Below are 15649 nucleotides of genomic sequence, written 5' to 3' on the forward strand. Positions count from 1 at the left end.
CCTACATTTCAAATAATCATTTCAAAAGTGCGGTTCATTTTTAATGAATGGTTGGCTTTCACCCTTCCAACTCGCTAATACATTCGGTTAAAAACTACTCTCTTTTTCATCAATTTTGCTATTTAACTGTCATCCACTGTACCATAATCAGTACGAATTTGCAATTTTACTTCTTTTTAAAATAGCGGACACCTTGCACCACTGAAGAAATGGCGAATAGTACAGCACAGATTGCATACAGTGGTTTTGAAACCACCGCCAAAATCACAAATGCAATGGCACAAATGGCGTAAACAATACATAAATATAAGGACTGATTCATTGACTCACCTACTTTAATTTATCATGGTCATACGTGTGCACGAGTTCAAGCCCTGCAAAACGTTGTTGACGAAGCGCTTCGTACACAACAATCGCTGCCGTATTCGATAAATTCAATGACCTCACATGCGTATCGTTCATCGGAAGACGCAAGCATTTCTCTTCGTTTTCACGCATGAATTCTTCAGGAAGGCCGGTTGTCTCTTTCCCGAACATGAAAAATTGCTCCTCATCGCGGGCTAAATCCACCTCATCATAGGTGTGGTTGGCGAATTTTGTAATCAAATATAAAGGACGCTCTCCTAAATAGTCGAGGAACGCTTCCATCGATTTGTGATACGTAATATCGACATCATGCCAATAATCTAGCCCCGCACGCTTCAAATGCTTATCATCCGTTGAGAATCCAAGCGGTTCGATTAAGTGCAGTGGTGAATTTGTCGCTGCACAGGTTCTTGCAATATTCCCCGTATTGGCCGGAATTTGTGGTTCAAATAATACGATATGATTTACCGTCATTTGTTTGCCTCTTCTCTATATTTTTCTTGTAAAACTACAATTGCTTTTTCTAATTCTTCGATTAACTCGATATCTTCCTTGGTTGGATTTTCCAGAGAGTCTCTCTTCTTCACTGCGGCTTCTTTTTGCTCGTTAAAATAATCGATCATTTCTTGATTCGACTCGTTCACAATTTCTGCCACTGCCCAAGCAGCTGTCCCCTTCATCACGGGACGCATATCTTCTTTCATAACGCGAAGTAAGAGCGGAACTGCTGATTTATCGCGGTAATTCGCTAAGGCGATAATCGCATTTCTCTGCAATGGCTTCTTCCCACGCCACGACCCCGCCATTTGTCCAAAACGTTCCTTAAACTCTTTGTTCGAAATCGTCACAAGCGGCTTTAAGAGTGGATGTGTCTCTTCAACAGATGGTTCCATCTCTGGGTGCAGGTGGAAATCTTTTCCCTTATTATACGGACACACTTGCTGGCAAATATCACAGCCGTAAATCACATGCCCGATTTTTTTACGAAATTCTTGCGGCATGAAGCCTTTCGTCTGCGTCTGATACGACAGGCAGCGCATAGCATTCATGCGTCCGTCGCCCAGGAGCGCACCTGTTGGACAGAAATCCACACAACGCGTACAATCGCCGCACCCGTAATCCACCATTTCATCGGTTGGAAACTCGATATTCGTAATCAGCTCACCTAAGTAGACATAGGAGCCAAATTCCTTAGTGATTAAAAGGCCATTCTTACCAACAAAACCAATTCCTGCACGCTCTGCTACACGAACATCGATTAATTCGCCCGTATCAACCATCGGCTTAAAGCGGGAATCATCGTCTTGAACTTCTTCTTTAATATAATTGATTAATGCTTCCATGCGTCTAGAGAGAATAAAGTGATAATCTTCTCCCCAAGAAGCCCGTGCAAAAGCCCCACGACGCTCTCCCTTCACACGTTCCGGCTTATTTTTTGGAAGTGTTGGATATGCCAGCGCAATGGAAATAATTGTTTTTGGAGTATCGAAGATTTTTTCTGGATAAATACGCTCTTCTAAGACTGGATGCTCGAACCCTGTCGTATGACCGAGTTCTTTGGAACGACGCATGCTCTCTTCTAAGTGCGTAAAAGGCTCGGCAGAAGCAAAACCAATCTTATCAATGCCCAGCTCTTTGCTTTTAGCAATAATCTTCTGTTTTAAAACTGCTGTATCCATCTAAATCCTCCTCTCCATTCTTCCTAACTATTGTACTATACTTCTCTTTTTTCACAAAGTTTCCTAATTTTACACAAAAAAAGAACGCTAGCCTTCGGTGAAATCACTGCGAAAGTTAACGTTAGTCGAACATCAATTGCCGTGCAAAATAAATTACAGAGCAAGAGATACAAGTATAATAGCGCTTTTCTTTTTAAAAATCAACTATAAAGTTAAGAAATTCTAACGTTTTTGAAAAAAATTTTATCATTCCTCGAATTGTTTTAGTTCATTACTGAAAAAAACTTCTTTTATACACTTAAAGAGGCTTCTAGATAGAGAAAAAGCAACTCAAGGAAGGAGTTGCTTTTCTTATACTGTTTTCTTCTTTACTTCATTATACAATTCTTCTGTAATCGTAGCAGCTGCCATCGGATGGCCTCCCGGATTAATAACGACATCATAATACTCTAATTGTTCATCAAGCGTCACAATTAATCCTTTACAATCTTCGCCACGGTGCTTACGAAGTCTCTTCCAGTCCGTATACACTTGGAGTGTCAGCTCTTTCGTTTTTCCGGTTTGCATTGCTAAATCAAAAGGAATGTTAGGTTCTATTTCAGTTTGCGGGTTGTCTTCCAAAAGTTGGTCATACCCATGAAGTCGCATTGGCGCAATGAATTTTGCGGTTTTTAGAGCTTCATAAAACTGATATAAATAGACTTGGCTGAGTGTTTTTTTATCTTTAGTATTCAGCTTGCCCAATTGACGTGCCAAATATAACCACTTGATCACATTCGGATTCGTTACAGGAATTTCTGTTTCATCCATCCCTTTATACCGTGGAAGATCCACTAGTTGTTCCGCAAGAATAGTTGTTTCTTCTCCGCAATACTGAATTCCACGTATTCCATCATAGATGAATAAGTCTCTTATGAAATTACGAATCCCTTCTTTATCAGGTCCGTTCTCAATTCGTTTAAAAACAAAGTTCTCATTTTTCCCAAACATCTCTTTAAGATTATGGATATACGAACTTGGAATCAGTTGAGCCATTGGCATTGTAACAGAGAGTGAGCCCTTCTCATCTTCTGATGCATGTGAAAATAGATAAGGCTCATCAGTTTCTACTGAATACACTACATAAATATCATCTACTAAAAACAATTTTTCTCGAATCAATTTATAGAGTTCTCGTCTTTTATATTTTAATAGTACCTGTTTTGCTTCAAATCTTTTAGCCTCTTCAGCATGCACTCTATAATATAATTGCCAAATCTCCGAAATATCTGAAGCCGCTAATTTTTCACAATCCTCTTTAGTAAGTTTGCCCTCTTGTTCATCCACAAAAGCGATTCCCAGAGCAACAGTATAAGCATTATATAATTCGACATCTGGGGCATTTTCCGAATGCAACACCGTTCCCTTATAAATATCAAGTTTAGCCCCATCTTGAACTTTTGCCATCACCATTGTGTCTGAAGCTTCTTGTACCTCACCTTCAGGGACCTCGAGTGATAATACATTTGTTTTCACAGGAGTTTCCGTCACACAACTCATCTTTGTTACAACAATTTCGTCCCCAACTTTGATGGACCCTTTCACGAAACCCACTACCATTAAGTCTGAAGGATTGTCATCTCCCTTAAAAAAATTAACAACACCCAGAGTAAAACTCGGATCAGGTTTCTTCTTTCCAAATAAAAAATCGAATAATCCCATTCATATTCCTCCCGTTTTCCAATAGCTGATACTTGATACTTAAATTATATCATAGCTTATTTCGAGAATATATAAACCACTAAACCAGAGAAAAGCATCTCAAGGAGTTGCTTTTCTTATAACTATTTAATCTACTGCATTAAAGAATTCTTCTGTCATCAGTTCAGCCATCGGATATTCGCCAGGATTAATAACAACATCATAAGCCTTTACCAATTCATCAAGCGTTATAACTAATCCTTTATACTCTTCACCAAAGTGTTTACGGAGTCTCTTCCAATCAGTATACACTTGAACTGCCTTCTCTTTTGTTTTCCCTTGTTGTATCGCTAAATTAAAAGGAATATTAGGTTCTATTTCAGTTTGCGGGTTATCTTCAAGAAGTTGGTCATACCCATGAAGTCGCATTGGCGCAATAAATTTTGCGGTCTTTGTAGATTTTGCAAAAATACAAAAATATGCTTTACCAATATGCTTTTGTTCTTTATCGTCTATTCCGCTCGATTGACGTGTTAGATGTAACCATCTAACTAAATCCGGATTCGTTACAGGGATTTCTGCTTCATCTACCCCTTCATAACTTGGAAGGTCCATTAACTCATTTGCAAAAATGAACGTGTCTTCTGTGAAATATTGAATCTTTTCTACTCCATCATATATAAATAAATCTCTTAGAAAATTACGAATCCCCTCTTTTTCAGGTCCATTTTCAATCCGTTTAAAATCAACTCTCTCATTTTTCTTATAAAAATCTTTACGGTAATGCATGTATGAGCTTGGAATCAGATAAACCCATGATTTTGAAACAGTCATCCCCTTATTTCCATCTAATGATGCATTTGCAAACAAATAAGGTTCGTTCGTTTTTACTGAGTATATTACATAAATGTCATCTAATAAAAATAGTTTTTCTCGAATCAGTTTAAAGAAATCTCGTCTTCTCTGATCCACCTTCAGTTCTATTTCTTTTACCTTTTCAAATTCATCAAAATGAGCCTTCCAATATAAACTCCAAATCTCCGAAATATCTGAAGCGGCTAATTTTTCACGATCCTCCTCAGTGAGTTTTCCATCTTGTTTCCTTACAAAAGCGACCTCCAGTGCAAAAAGATAAGAACGATGAACTTGAATATCTGTCACGTTTTCCGAATGCAACACGGTACCCTTATAAATCCCAAGTTTATTCCCATCTTTAACTTTTACCTTCACCACTTTTTCTGAGGCTTCTTGAACCTCCTCTTCATTAACATAAATGGATGTAATAACGGTTTTTACAGGCGTTTCGGACAAACAACTCATCTTTGTAACAATCATTTCATCCCCTACTTTGAGGGTTCCTTCAACAAAGCCCTCAATGATTAAGTCTGTAGCATTGTCATCAACACCGATTACATCACCTACTCCAAGAATACAGCTTAATTCTGCTTTTTCCTTCTTTCCAAATAAAAAATCGAATAATCCCATTTCGCTTCTCCTATTCCTAATCATTTACTATCTTCTGTTTCATTACCCGTTTCGAAATATAGCGTTCCGTTAATCAGGACAGGATGTGGAATTAATGGACCTCCCAACGGTTGGAGGAGGCCTCTCCACTCTTCCCCGTACTCTTCATTGAATCTCTTCCAATCTGTAAAAATTGGAACAGCCTTCTTATTGTCTTTTAGCTCTTTCATTGCTACTTCATACTTCACATCTTCTGCAAAAGAAGTCTCCCCTTTTTCGTTGGGTTTTGGTAATTCTCCTTCTACTTTGATAGGTACAATAAAACGTGCTGTTTTCAGAGCTTCCGTCAAACGGTTTAAATACAAATTGGATAAGAAATCTCGGTCTCTCTTCCCTAATGTAGTAGTATCTCCTATTTGGCCTATCATTAGCAAGCAACGAACCACATCCGGATTCATTACAGGTTTATCAACCTCTCTTATTCCTTCTAAATCCGGGGCTTTCATTAGCGCTTTTGCACTAATTGACGTTTCCTCTGAAATAAACTCAATTCCTTCAGCTCCATTTAAGAAAATAACTTCGTTTAAGAAATTCTGGATTCCATCTTTATCAGGTCCGTTTTCAATACGACGGAGCACAAACTCATCAGGATATGTAATTTTCTCTTTATATGCCGCAGGAATTAAACGTACCATTGTTTCAGCTGGCTCAAGGCTACCATCTTTATTTCTTGTTGAACTTATGAACAAAGCTGGTTCTCCAGTCTTTACAGAATAAACTGCATATATTTCATCGAGTGTTAATAATGTAGCGCGAACCTGTTCCATTAAAAGAAGGATTTTTTCAAGATAGAATGCATGTGTTCCATGTGAATGCTGTGCAGCACTATCATCACAAAAACGGATAGATTGTCTCCATATTTCTATTAAGTCCGCAATCGAAAAGCGTCTACGATCCTCATCCATTAATTTCCCATTTTGCCAGAAGAAAAATGCATTAATAATAGCGTAAAGATAAGAAGCTCTTAAATCATCTTCGCTTACCCCTTCGAAATGCAAGACTGTACCTTTATACACGTTGTGTTTTTTACCATCTTTAATCGTTACCACAACATTGTCGCCGGACGCCTTCTTCACTTGACCTTTATTCGCGTCTTCAAGTGCGGATATGACAGCTTTTGCAGGTTTATCATTATCACTTCCTAAATTTGTAATAATGACTTCATCTCCAACGTGAATCGTTCCTCTTACGAGTCCTATAACGACTAAGTCTTCTGAGTCGTTTGGATTAGGGAGTATCTCTTCTACCCCAAAAACAACAGTTCTATTTTCTTTCTTCTTTCCAAATAAAAAATCGAATAATCCCATTCATTTTCCTCCGCTTTCCAATAGCTGATACTTGATACTTAAATTATATCATAGCTCATTTCGCGAATATAGAGACAAAAAATAAGGACCCACCCTGTGAGTCCTTATGCTTTTTGATTCTTTTTATTCGGCATTCTTAATTTTATTAAAGATACTTTCCGTAATATAGGCTCCTGCTTCTTCTTTGCCTGTTCCATTGATAATAACATCATGAAGACTCAAGTTGCCGTCCAATTGTTGGATCAGTCCTTGCCATTCTTCTCCAAATTCTTTACGCAGTCTCTTCCAATCTGTAAAGAATAAAAGTGCCTTCTCTTTTTCTTTTCCATCTTGCATGGCTAAGTCAAATGTGAATCCTTCTTTAAAGGTGGTATTGCCATTTTCATCCACCTTTGGCAATTCTCCATGTCCTCTCATCGGAACAATAAAGCGCGCTGTTTTCAAGGCTTCGGCTAAATGGTGGAAATACATATTGAATAGAATTTCGCGGTCTGGCGTATCTGGTTTACCTAATTGTCCAAGGAGATGTAACCAGCGGACCACGTCTGGATTCGTTACGGGAATATCGATTTCTCTCATCCCTTCGTAGTTCGGAAACTCGATTAATCCTTCTGCTGCAATTGACGTTTCTTCTGCCACAAATTGGATTCCTCGAGCTCCATCTAATAAAATAACTTCACTTAAGAAATTACGGATACCGTCTTTATTCGGCCCATTTTTAATGCGACGTAATTCAAACTCGTCATTATCTTCAAATTTTTCTTTGAGATTTTCTTTATAAGCCGCTGGAATTAAACGTACTAATGGCGCAGTTGTATAGTAGCTGCCATCTTCTTTTTTCATCGTCTTTGTGAATAGATAAGGCTCTCCGGTTGTGACCGAATAAACTGCATAAATTTCATCCACTAAGAATAATTTATCACGGGTAATCGTTACTAAATTGCGGATTTTCTCCATGTTTTCAGAACGTCTTTCTTCCGTATCTTCTGCAGCATTAATATTGCAATACCATAAGAAAAGACGCCAAATTTCAGCTACATCCGTTACGGATAAGTACACACGGTCAATATCTGAAATCTCGCCATTTTGAACACCTACAAAAGATTCCCCGATAGCGTTAATATAGGTTCCGTACAGATCATTTTCACTAGTGCCTTCTGAATGAACGACTGAACCTTTGTACAGACCATATTGAGCACCATTTTCAATCCATGCTGCAATTTTTTTGTTAGAAGCTTCCATCACGCGTCCGTTATTGCCATCTTCTAAAGCATATACAGCTGACTTCACAGGTTTGTCAGTATCACTTCCCAATTTTGTAATAATGACTTCATCCCCAACTTTAATCGTTCCTGTGACATACCCTGTAACAACTAAGTCTGGAGAGTCCTTCCCTGCGCTAAATACATTTTCTACCCCAAGTACAAAACCTTTCTTAGCGTCCTCAGAAGTTTTGCTCCCTTCAGCTGGTGTGGCAGTTTCTTCTGCTTTTACCGCTTCCTCTTTCACTTCTGCTGTTTCTTCCTTTTTAAGCTCTTCATGTTTTACTTCTTCTTGAACCACTTCGTCTTTCTTTGGTTCTTCTTTTTTACGAGAGAAAAAATCTTTTAATCCCATTGTAAAACCTCCTAATGGTTAATAGTTTCATTATAGCACATTTCATTCATTCTTTACGGCTTTTTCACGACGGCGATGATGTAATGGACGGTTACTGTAGCAAGTGGATGTTCATTACTATAGGCTTTGTCTTCTGGAGTGGCACCCCAGTATAAAGGCGTCATTTCGAGTAAATGGCGATAGGTCGCATCTGTTAAATTCACCGTGTAGCGTACCTCTTCAAACGTGACTTGAGGACATTCGGACTGCACTCGCTCTAGAATATCCGCATTCGAATACGTTTGTTTTTCAGGATTGGAACGGTAGAGCTGTTGGCGAAGCTCCGCCAAATAATCGTTGCCAGGAATCACTTTAACAAGCGTCCCTTCTGGAGCCAACACGCGCATAAACTCTTGGTAGTTCGACGGCGTTAAAATATTTAGAAGTGCCCCGCAGGATTCATCCGCAAATGGCAAGTTCGCCAGGTCTCCTAAGAAGAATAGCGCTTGGTTTCCAAAATGAACCGACGCTTGATGGATGCCTTCTTTGGCGATATCCATTCCACATAAAGGTGCCTGTACAAACTTCGATAACCAAGATAAATGACTGCCTTCCCCGCATCCGATATCGACAATAAACTTCTCTTCATTTCCTGAAAGATACGGCAAAAGTGCCTCTAAAAGTGGCTCAAAGAACCCACTTTGCGCGAGTTCATAGCGGTGCTGGAACAACTTCGCATCATAATCTGTATTCGCATTTTGCTTCATGAGATGCAAGGTGCCTTTTTTCGAAATATTAAACCGATGCCCCTTCTCACAGACCACGCTATGATTCTCGGCAGAAACCATGGCTTCATGGCAATACGGGCAACGAAATGCTTGTAAATGTTGGTTGATAAATTGCTCGGCCCAATCGATTTTCTTAACGGCCGCAGTTGGTGCTTCCTGTTTTGTCATTCGACACACTCTTTCTAATGTTCTCCATTTCAGTATAGCACATTCAGTTATCCCCTGCTGGAATCGTGAAACAAGATAAATCAGTCTGTTTTGAGTTTTTTCAGGAGAGTGCTACAATTAATTTACGAGAAGAAAACGAAAAAATCTGAGGAGAGGGAGAAACTATATGACCCAAAAAATTCCAGTTACTATCGTCAGCGGCTTCCTTGGCGCTGGGAAAACAACTTTAATCAATAAAGTTTTAAAAGAAAAACATGGCGAACATATCGCTGTTGTCATTAACGAATTCGGCGAAATCGGTGTAGACCATCAATTCGTTCTTGACGTTGAAGAAGAAATCTATCAAATGGATAACGGTTGCCTCTGCTGCACGCTTCGTACAGACATTGCCGATATGTTGAAATCCATCTTAATGGTCAAAGAACAAAACGGCATTCGCGTGGACCGCGTGTTATTTGAAACAACAGGTCTTGCTGATCCAGCTCCAATCGCACAAACCTTTATTAATGTGCCATTCTTAAACGAGCACTTTATCTTAGATGCGGTATTAACCGTTGTGGATGCTAAAAACTTCCTATACCAAACAGCGCATCAACCTGAACCAGCAAAACAAGTTGGGTTCGCGGACAAGATTTTCATGTCAAAACATAGCTTAGTAGACGAAACGATTTACTCTAAAGTGATTAACGAAGTTCGTAGCATCAATGCATTTGCGGAAATCCAAGACCTTGACGCACGTCCTGTTCATATGAGCGACATGTTCGGACTTGAATTGTTCTACGCATCTGAAAAGAAAATCTTAGAAATGCAAGAACACGCCGAAGAAGAATATTGCGAAGAATGTGGCCACACACATGCGCACGGTGACCACGATCACGACCATCACCATCATGACCACGACCATGAGCACCACGATCACGATCATGAGCATGAACACGAACATGACCACCATGACCACGATCACGAACATCATCATCACCATAGTCATAGCCACCATAGCGGTATTAACTCATTCGTTATCGAGACTGAAAAACCATTAGTTCTCGCAAACATTAACGAATGGTTGAACGAGCTTGTTTATATTTACGGGCCAGAATTATACCGTTACAAAGGAATCTTAAACGTGGAAGGATTAGATTACCAAATCATCTTCCAAGGGGTTCAAATGAGCTTTGATATCTCAAGAGGTCGCGATTGGAAGGATACAAAACGCGGCTCAACATTGGTCTTCATCGGAAAGAACCTTCCAGAAAACCAATTACGCGAAAGCTTTATTGCTTGTACTGAAAAATAAATATAAAATTGCAGCTGGACCATTGCGCCCAGCTGTCTTTTTACACGGATGGAGGTGAAATCTTGAAAAAATCATTAAAACTCTCTGCCCTACTTGCAGGAATCGGAGTGTTGCTCGTGTTGCTGTGGATTTTCTTTCCTAAACATATCGCTGCGACTCCAAAAGAGCTCTCTTCGACCAATGAAATTTGGGTCATCACCGACCCACACTATTTGAGTCCAGAACTGCATGACCAAGATGTGGCCTTCCAGAAAATACAAAATACTGCTGCCGGAAAAGACCTCGTTTACAGCAAGGAACGAATGGAAGCCTTAGTGGCGCAAGTCGAAAGCGAACGTCCAAAAGTGCTTATCGTGAGCGGAGACATGACGTTTAATGGTGAGTATCAAAGTTTCATCGAATTGGCCGAGTTCTTCAAACGCATCGAAGCGCTAGGAACGACCGTCCTCGTGGAACCTGGGAACCACGATATTGCGGATGGCTGGGCTAGAAAGTTTCAAGGCAACGAGAACTATAAAATCAAGCAAATGACGGCGGCAGATTTTCCAAATGTCTTTGCCGAATATGGTTACTCCGAAGCGTCCTCGAGAGATACGCACTCGCTAAGCTATATGGCCAAGCTCTTTACCAAACTGTGGTTCTTAATGATTGATAGTAATATTTACGAGAAAAACGGTGAGGGAAAAGGCGCTCCAAAGACGGGCGGTGTGATTCCAAAAGAAACGCTGGAATGGATTGATAAGGAGTTAGCAGCGGCACATTCTGCTGGCGTTCAAGTCATTCCCGTGATGCATCACAATCTGCTAACGCATCATGAATTTAATCCTGATGGCTTCGTGGTCGATAACGCTTCGGACTTGAAGGCGATTTTTAATCAATATGACAATGTGACGCTTGGTTTTTCGGGGCATATTCATACGCAACAGATTGCCACAGAAAAGATGTCCGCGGATCGTTCGTATACGGAAATCGTCAATGGGGCGTTCTCCGTTTATCCGTCTACCATCGGCAAATTAACGATGAGCCCTAACGACTATCATTACCAGCAAACGGCGTTAAAAGCAGACGAATGGGCGGCTCAATCGGGACAAACGAATCCAGATTTGTTGCATCATCAGAACTATATGAAACAGGTCTTCGATGACTCGACTTGCATCATGACGCATCAATCTTTATATGATGAATCGTGGTATACCAAAGAAGTGGGCGACGAACTCAGTACCGTTCTGGCACCACTCAATCTAGCTTATTTCTGAGGAGATAAAATTCCCGAAAGCTATATTTCGGATACCGTTCTCACCTCTAAAGCGTATCAGCAGCTTCAAACCAATAGCTCATCGAACTTCTTATTGAACTACATCGATATGGTTATCAAAGAAACGACGCATGCTAACAATCAAGAAATCACTATACCGTACTAAAAAAGGTCGTCCTACTCGGACGACCTTCTTCGTTTACTGTTCTATTTCCCAAGTTCCTCTAATAATTCTTGGTGTTTTTGGCGCCAATCTGCCTTCTCTTCTTCGGTGATTTCACGAAGGACGCGGCATGGATTTCCGACCGCAATCACATTACTTGGAATGTCTTTTGTCACCACAGAGCCAGACCCGATGACCGTATTATTGCCAATCGTCACTCCTGGATTCACCGTCACATTCGCCCCAAGCCATACGTTATTGCCAATCGTAATCGGCTTGCCAAATTCTGGACCCGCATTGCGCGTTTCGGCATCAGTCGGATGTCCTGGCGTCACAAGCGATACGTGCGGACCGAACATGCAGTTGTCCCCAATCGTAATCGGCGCTACGTCTAGTAATGTACAGTCAAAATTCGCATAGAAGCCTTCGCCAATCGTTGTATGAACTCCGTAGTCCACATAGACAGGTTGCTCCATGTAAATCTTCTCGCCTGTTTTTCCAAATAACTGTTTTAACAACGCACGTCTTCCTTCGAAATCATCAAAGTCCAAACGATTGTATTGTTGCGCTAGTTTTTTCCCTTTAATCGATAAGTCTCTTAGCCCTTCTGTGAGAGACGGAATATACAAGTCTCCTGTGAGCATACGTTCTTTCATGGTTTTCATTTAGATACTCCTTTACAGCTAGTTCTCCAATTGAATCACATGATCAAAAAGATTTCTATTCTCTTCGATAAAATGATGTGTCACCATTATAACGGTTAATTCTGGATTTGACAAAATCATCTTCTCAATACGAGCAGCGCTCTCCATATCTAAGCTCGCTGTGCTTTCATCAAACAGAAGGAGTTTATGCGGTTGCGTTAATGCTCGCGCTATAGAAATTCTCTGTCTTTGGCCACCAGATAATTGACTACCATGCTCGGTAACCGTATCATCTAATTGGCAAAATTGCTGAATGCCGAGTTCTTCAGGAAGTGAAATCTCTTTGGTGTCATCCCACAATGTAATGTTCTCTCTAACGGTTGCGTTAAATAAATGATTCTTTTGCGGATTGTAGTGAATAGCACTACTCAATTGAACTACTTGTTCCTTCGATAGTTCTTTTCCATCTAATAAGACTTCCCCAGAATAGTCATTGTTTTCTCCTGCAAGGAAATGTAATAATGTGGATTTTCCGCTTCCACTATCCCCGACTAAAGCATATTTCTTTCCTTTCTCAATCGTAAAGGAAATTGGTTTCACAATTTTATTTCCGTTGACCGCTACTTCTACAGAACTCAATTCTAGAGAGTCCTTCAGTTCCAGTTCTTCTTGTAGCATTTCATCAGGGAAAATGGATTCGTATTTATCAAAATACACTTGAACAGACTTATACTGTACTAGATTTTGCGCGATTAGGCTGACTTTTCCGAAAAGGACTCCTGTAAATGAACCGATACTTCCCATAACCCCAATCGATACAATTCCATTAACTATAAGATATCCGACTAAAATAGCACTCAATGATTGCCCTAAACTATTCACAGCTCCTGAAGCAATTCCAGAGAGCATGAATGCGCGAATCAAACGAACCACAGAATCTTTAACAGCGCCCGATTCAAATTGGACGCGATTTTTAAAAGTATCCATTTTATTTAATGCATAGAATACGGAATATCCCTCTAGTAAATTTTGTACATTCGAAGAAAATTTTTCTTGTATTGCAGAATAACTTTCCAGTACTTTCTTCGTATGTGGTTCGAATAATTTTGGAATCAAAAGAAGTCCGCTAATTAATACCACAAGGAATAATAGGATAGACCAGTGATAAGTAAGGATAACTCCTATTGATAACAGCACCGTTAGTATACTTTCTGTTATCGTGAAAAACATCGGAATTCCCAATGACGAGATTCTCTCCATATCGTTTGTCATCCAAGATACATACTCTGGAAATTCACGTTTGGTGATTTCCATATAATTCGCCTTACGAAGTTTTTCTGCAATTTCTTTCCTTAATTCCGTATTGACTAATTGAATGAATTTTTCTTGTTGAACGGAAAATAAGAAATCTGAATACGAGAATATTCCTTGCATTGCAAACCGGATTGCCAACGCACCTACAAATTGCCAAGCATTCAAGGCAACTAACCCGTCAATGGCAAATGCAATAATCGCAATGTTCGCCACGGTTAAAAGGCTCTTGATGATTACTAATACGAGAAGAATCATTACTTTGGATGGATGTTGTAGTAACTTCTGCTTCATAATGATTTCTCCTTCCCTAAGTAAATCACATCATCAAATAAATCACGATGTTCTTCAAAAAAATGATGTGTCACAATCACAAGGGTTAGGTTAGGATTTTGAAGGAGTTGAGCCTCTATACTTCGCGCACTCTCCAAATCTAAATTCGCGGTACTTTCATCGAGTAATAACACCTTATCTGATTCAAGTAGTGTTCTAGCCAGCGCTAATCGTTGTCGTTGCCCTCCGGATAACTTAGTCCCATGTTCACTCACAACTTCCTGAGCATTCGTAAATTGATTCAATCCCATTTGACTAGATTCTTCCTCAAATGGACGATCTTCCCATAACGTAATATTGTCTTTTACTGTGGCGTTAAAAATATGGTTCTTCTGAGGATTGTATGCAGTAATATTGCGTAGCTGTACTATTTGTTCCTTAGAAAGAGGCTTCCCATCGAGGATTACTTCACCTGTAAATTCGTGATTTCGACCAGCTAAGAAACTCAATAATGTTGATTTTCCAGTGCCGCTATCCCCTAACAACGCATATTTCTTCCCTTTTTCGATAGTGAACGTCACGGGTTGTACAATGACATGCCCATTTACGCTAACTGATACATCTCGTAATGATAAAGATTGTTGCAGAGAACTATTGTCTGGTTGTAAATTCGAATCTTCTTCTAAACTATTGAATTTATCAAAATAAACATGAATCGATTTTAATTGAACTAATTGTTGAACGACTTGTTCTAACGATGCAAAGCAGTTAAATGTAAGAGAACCTGCAGCAGTAAATGCCCCCACTGAAATCATCCCAGCAAACACCATGAATCCGGCTACGACATCCACTGAAATTTTCCCAATAAAATTCAGTAACGAAATGCACAATTGTACAAAAGAAAATTTCTTTCGATAACTGACTTTAACTTCTGATAATGCATCTGAAGCGACTTTAATTCGCTTCACAAATTGCCCAACTGCATTCGAGGTATAAAACACTTCGAATCCTTTAAATAAGTTTTGAACGGTTGTAATAAATTCTTCATTGGCAGCCGATATATTTGAAGTAGCTTCCTTGGTTTGTTTTTGAAACCACTTGGGCGTGAAAAAAAGCATCAATGCTACCAAGACAGTCACCACTGCTAATCCCCAATGGAATAGTGAGAGAGAAGTCAATGCAAAGATCAGCATCATTCCACTTCCGATGCTGTTGAATAATACTGCAAATCCATTGTCCTCTAATTGCTCTAAATCACTTGTAAACCATGAAACATACGCAGAAACATCTTTTTCTGTCACTGTCGAATAATTCGCACGACCGATTTTGTCGGCAATTTCTCCTCGGATTTCAATGCTAATTTTTTGGATGAGCTTATTCAGCTGCACATTATATCCATATAACGATGCCAAATAAACTCCACTGAAAGCTATCCCTACTAACTTCCACATTAAAAACGTAGAAAAATCGCCCTTAACTAAAGCATTAAATGCTGGTGCATTCAACGAAATACTAATAATAGAGGATACATTTTCCAAGAAAGATAATAACACTACAACAAAAGATGCTACTTTATGCCTGAGCAGATACCGTTTCATTGA

Annotated in this window: 13 protein-coding genes and 1 other annotated feature (1 of these 14 only partly in view); of the genes, 2 read left to right on the forward strand and 11 right to left on the reverse strand. The window is 39.6% G+C overall.

Translation table 11 applies throughout. The features are described from left to right. Positions 1 to 119 (reverse strand) — a binding site (T-box leader) (it extends 81 nt beyond the left edge of the window). Between the two features lie 47 nt (positions 120 to 166). The 8 genes from NQ540_RS09535 to NQ540_RS09570 form a co-directional block, all read right to left on the reverse strand. Continuing rightward, positions 167 to 322: a hypothetical protein gene (locus NQ540_RS09535; protein WP_005606567.1), complete on the reverse strand. Its 156-nt coding sequence runs from the start codon at positions 320 to 322 to the stop codon at positions 167 to 169. A gap of 8 nt (positions 323 to 330) precedes the next feature. Further along, a complete protein-coding gene (gene trmL, locus NQ540_RS09540) occupies positions 331 to 840 on the reverse strand; it encodes a tRNA (uridine(34)/cytosine(34)/5-carboxymethylaminomethyluridine(34)-2'-O)-methyltransferase TrmL (RefSeq protein WP_005606569.1) in 510 nt (169 codons plus the stop codon). Beyond that, on the reverse strand, positions 837 to 2045 hold the full coding sequence (gene queG, locus NQ540_RS09545) for a tRNA epoxyqueuosine(34) reductase QueG (RefSeq protein ID WP_005606570.1): 1209 nt from the start codon (positions 2043 to 2045) through the stop codon (positions 837 to 839). The genes trmL and queG overlap by 4 nt, the downstream gene beginning before the upstream one ends. A 351-nt stretch (positions 2046 to 2396) precedes the next feature. Then, a complete protein-coding gene (locus NQ540_RS09550) occupies positions 2397 to 3746 on the reverse strand; it encodes an SseB family protein (RefSeq protein WP_005606571.1) in 1350 nt (449 codons plus the stop codon). Between the two features lie 126 nt (positions 3747 to 3872). Further along, positions 3873 to 5210, reverse strand: a complete 1338-nt coding sequence (locus NQ540_RS09555) for an SseB family protein (RefSeq protein WP_039849015.1) — start codon at positions 5208 to 5210, stop codon at positions 3873 to 3875. Between the two features lie 20 nt (positions 5211 to 5230). Then, positions 5231 to 6556, reverse strand: coding sequence for an SseB family protein (locus NQ540_RS09560; protein ID WP_005606573.1), 1326 nt, complete (start codon positions 6554 to 6556; stop codon positions 5231 to 5233). A gap of 123 nt (positions 6557 to 6679) precedes the next feature. After that, positions 6680 to 8173, reverse strand: a complete 1494-nt coding sequence (locus NQ540_RS09565) for an SseB family protein (RefSeq protein ID WP_005606574.1) — start codon at positions 8171 to 8173, stop codon at positions 6680 to 6682. Positions 8174 to 8226: 53 nt separating this feature from the next. Next, entirely contained in the window at positions 8227 to 9108 is an 882-nt protein-coding gene (locus NQ540_RS09570; protein WP_005606575.1) for a methyltransferase domain-containing protein, read from the reverse strand. A gap of 166 nt (positions 9109 to 9274) precedes the next feature. Here NQ540_RS09570 and NQ540_RS09575 point away from each other — a divergent pair, with 166 nt between their 5' ends. Continuing rightward, entirely contained in the window at positions 9275 to 10402 is a 1128-nt protein-coding gene (locus tag NQ540_RS09575) for a CobW family GTP-binding protein (protein WP_005606576.1), read from the forward strand. A gap of 62 nt (positions 10403 to 10464) precedes the next feature. Further along, on the forward strand, positions 10465 to 11658 hold the full coding sequence (locus NQ540_RS09580) for a metallophosphoesterase (RefSeq protein WP_169304267.1): 1194 nt from the start codon (positions 10465 to 10467) through the stop codon (positions 11656 to 11658). Positions 11659 to 11864: 206 nt separating this feature from the next. Here the strand turns inward: NQ540_RS09580 and NQ540_RS09585 are convergent, their stop codons facing one another. From NQ540_RS09585 to NQ540_RS09595, 3 genes are read right to left on the reverse strand one after another with little or no spacing between them, the layout of a single operon-like run. Then, a complete protein-coding gene (locus NQ540_RS09585; protein ID WP_005606578.1) occupies positions 11865 to 12485 on the reverse strand; it encodes a sugar O-acetyltransferase in 621 nt (206 codons plus the stop codon). Between the two features lie 18 nt (positions 12486 to 12503). After that, a complete protein-coding gene (locus tag NQ540_RS09590; protein WP_005606580.1) occupies positions 12504 to 14069 on the reverse strand; it encodes an ATP-binding cassette domain-containing protein in 1566 nt (521 codons plus the stop codon). Beyond that, the gene (locus NQ540_RS09595; protein WP_005606581.1) at positions 14066 to 15646 is read right to left on the reverse strand and encodes an ATP-binding cassette domain-containing protein; all 1581 of its coding nucleotides are present in this window, start codon (positions 15644 to 15646) and stop codon (positions 14066 to 14068) included. Before NQ540_RS09595 ends, NQ540_RS09590 begins: the two co-directional genes overlap by 4 nt. Positions 15647 to 15649 lie beyond the last annotated feature (3 nt).

The organism is Granulicatella adiacens ATCC 49175 (assembly GCF_025150565.1).
GTDB lineage: Bacteria > Bacillota > Bacilli > Lactobacillales > Aerococcaceae > Granulicatella > Granulicatella adiacens.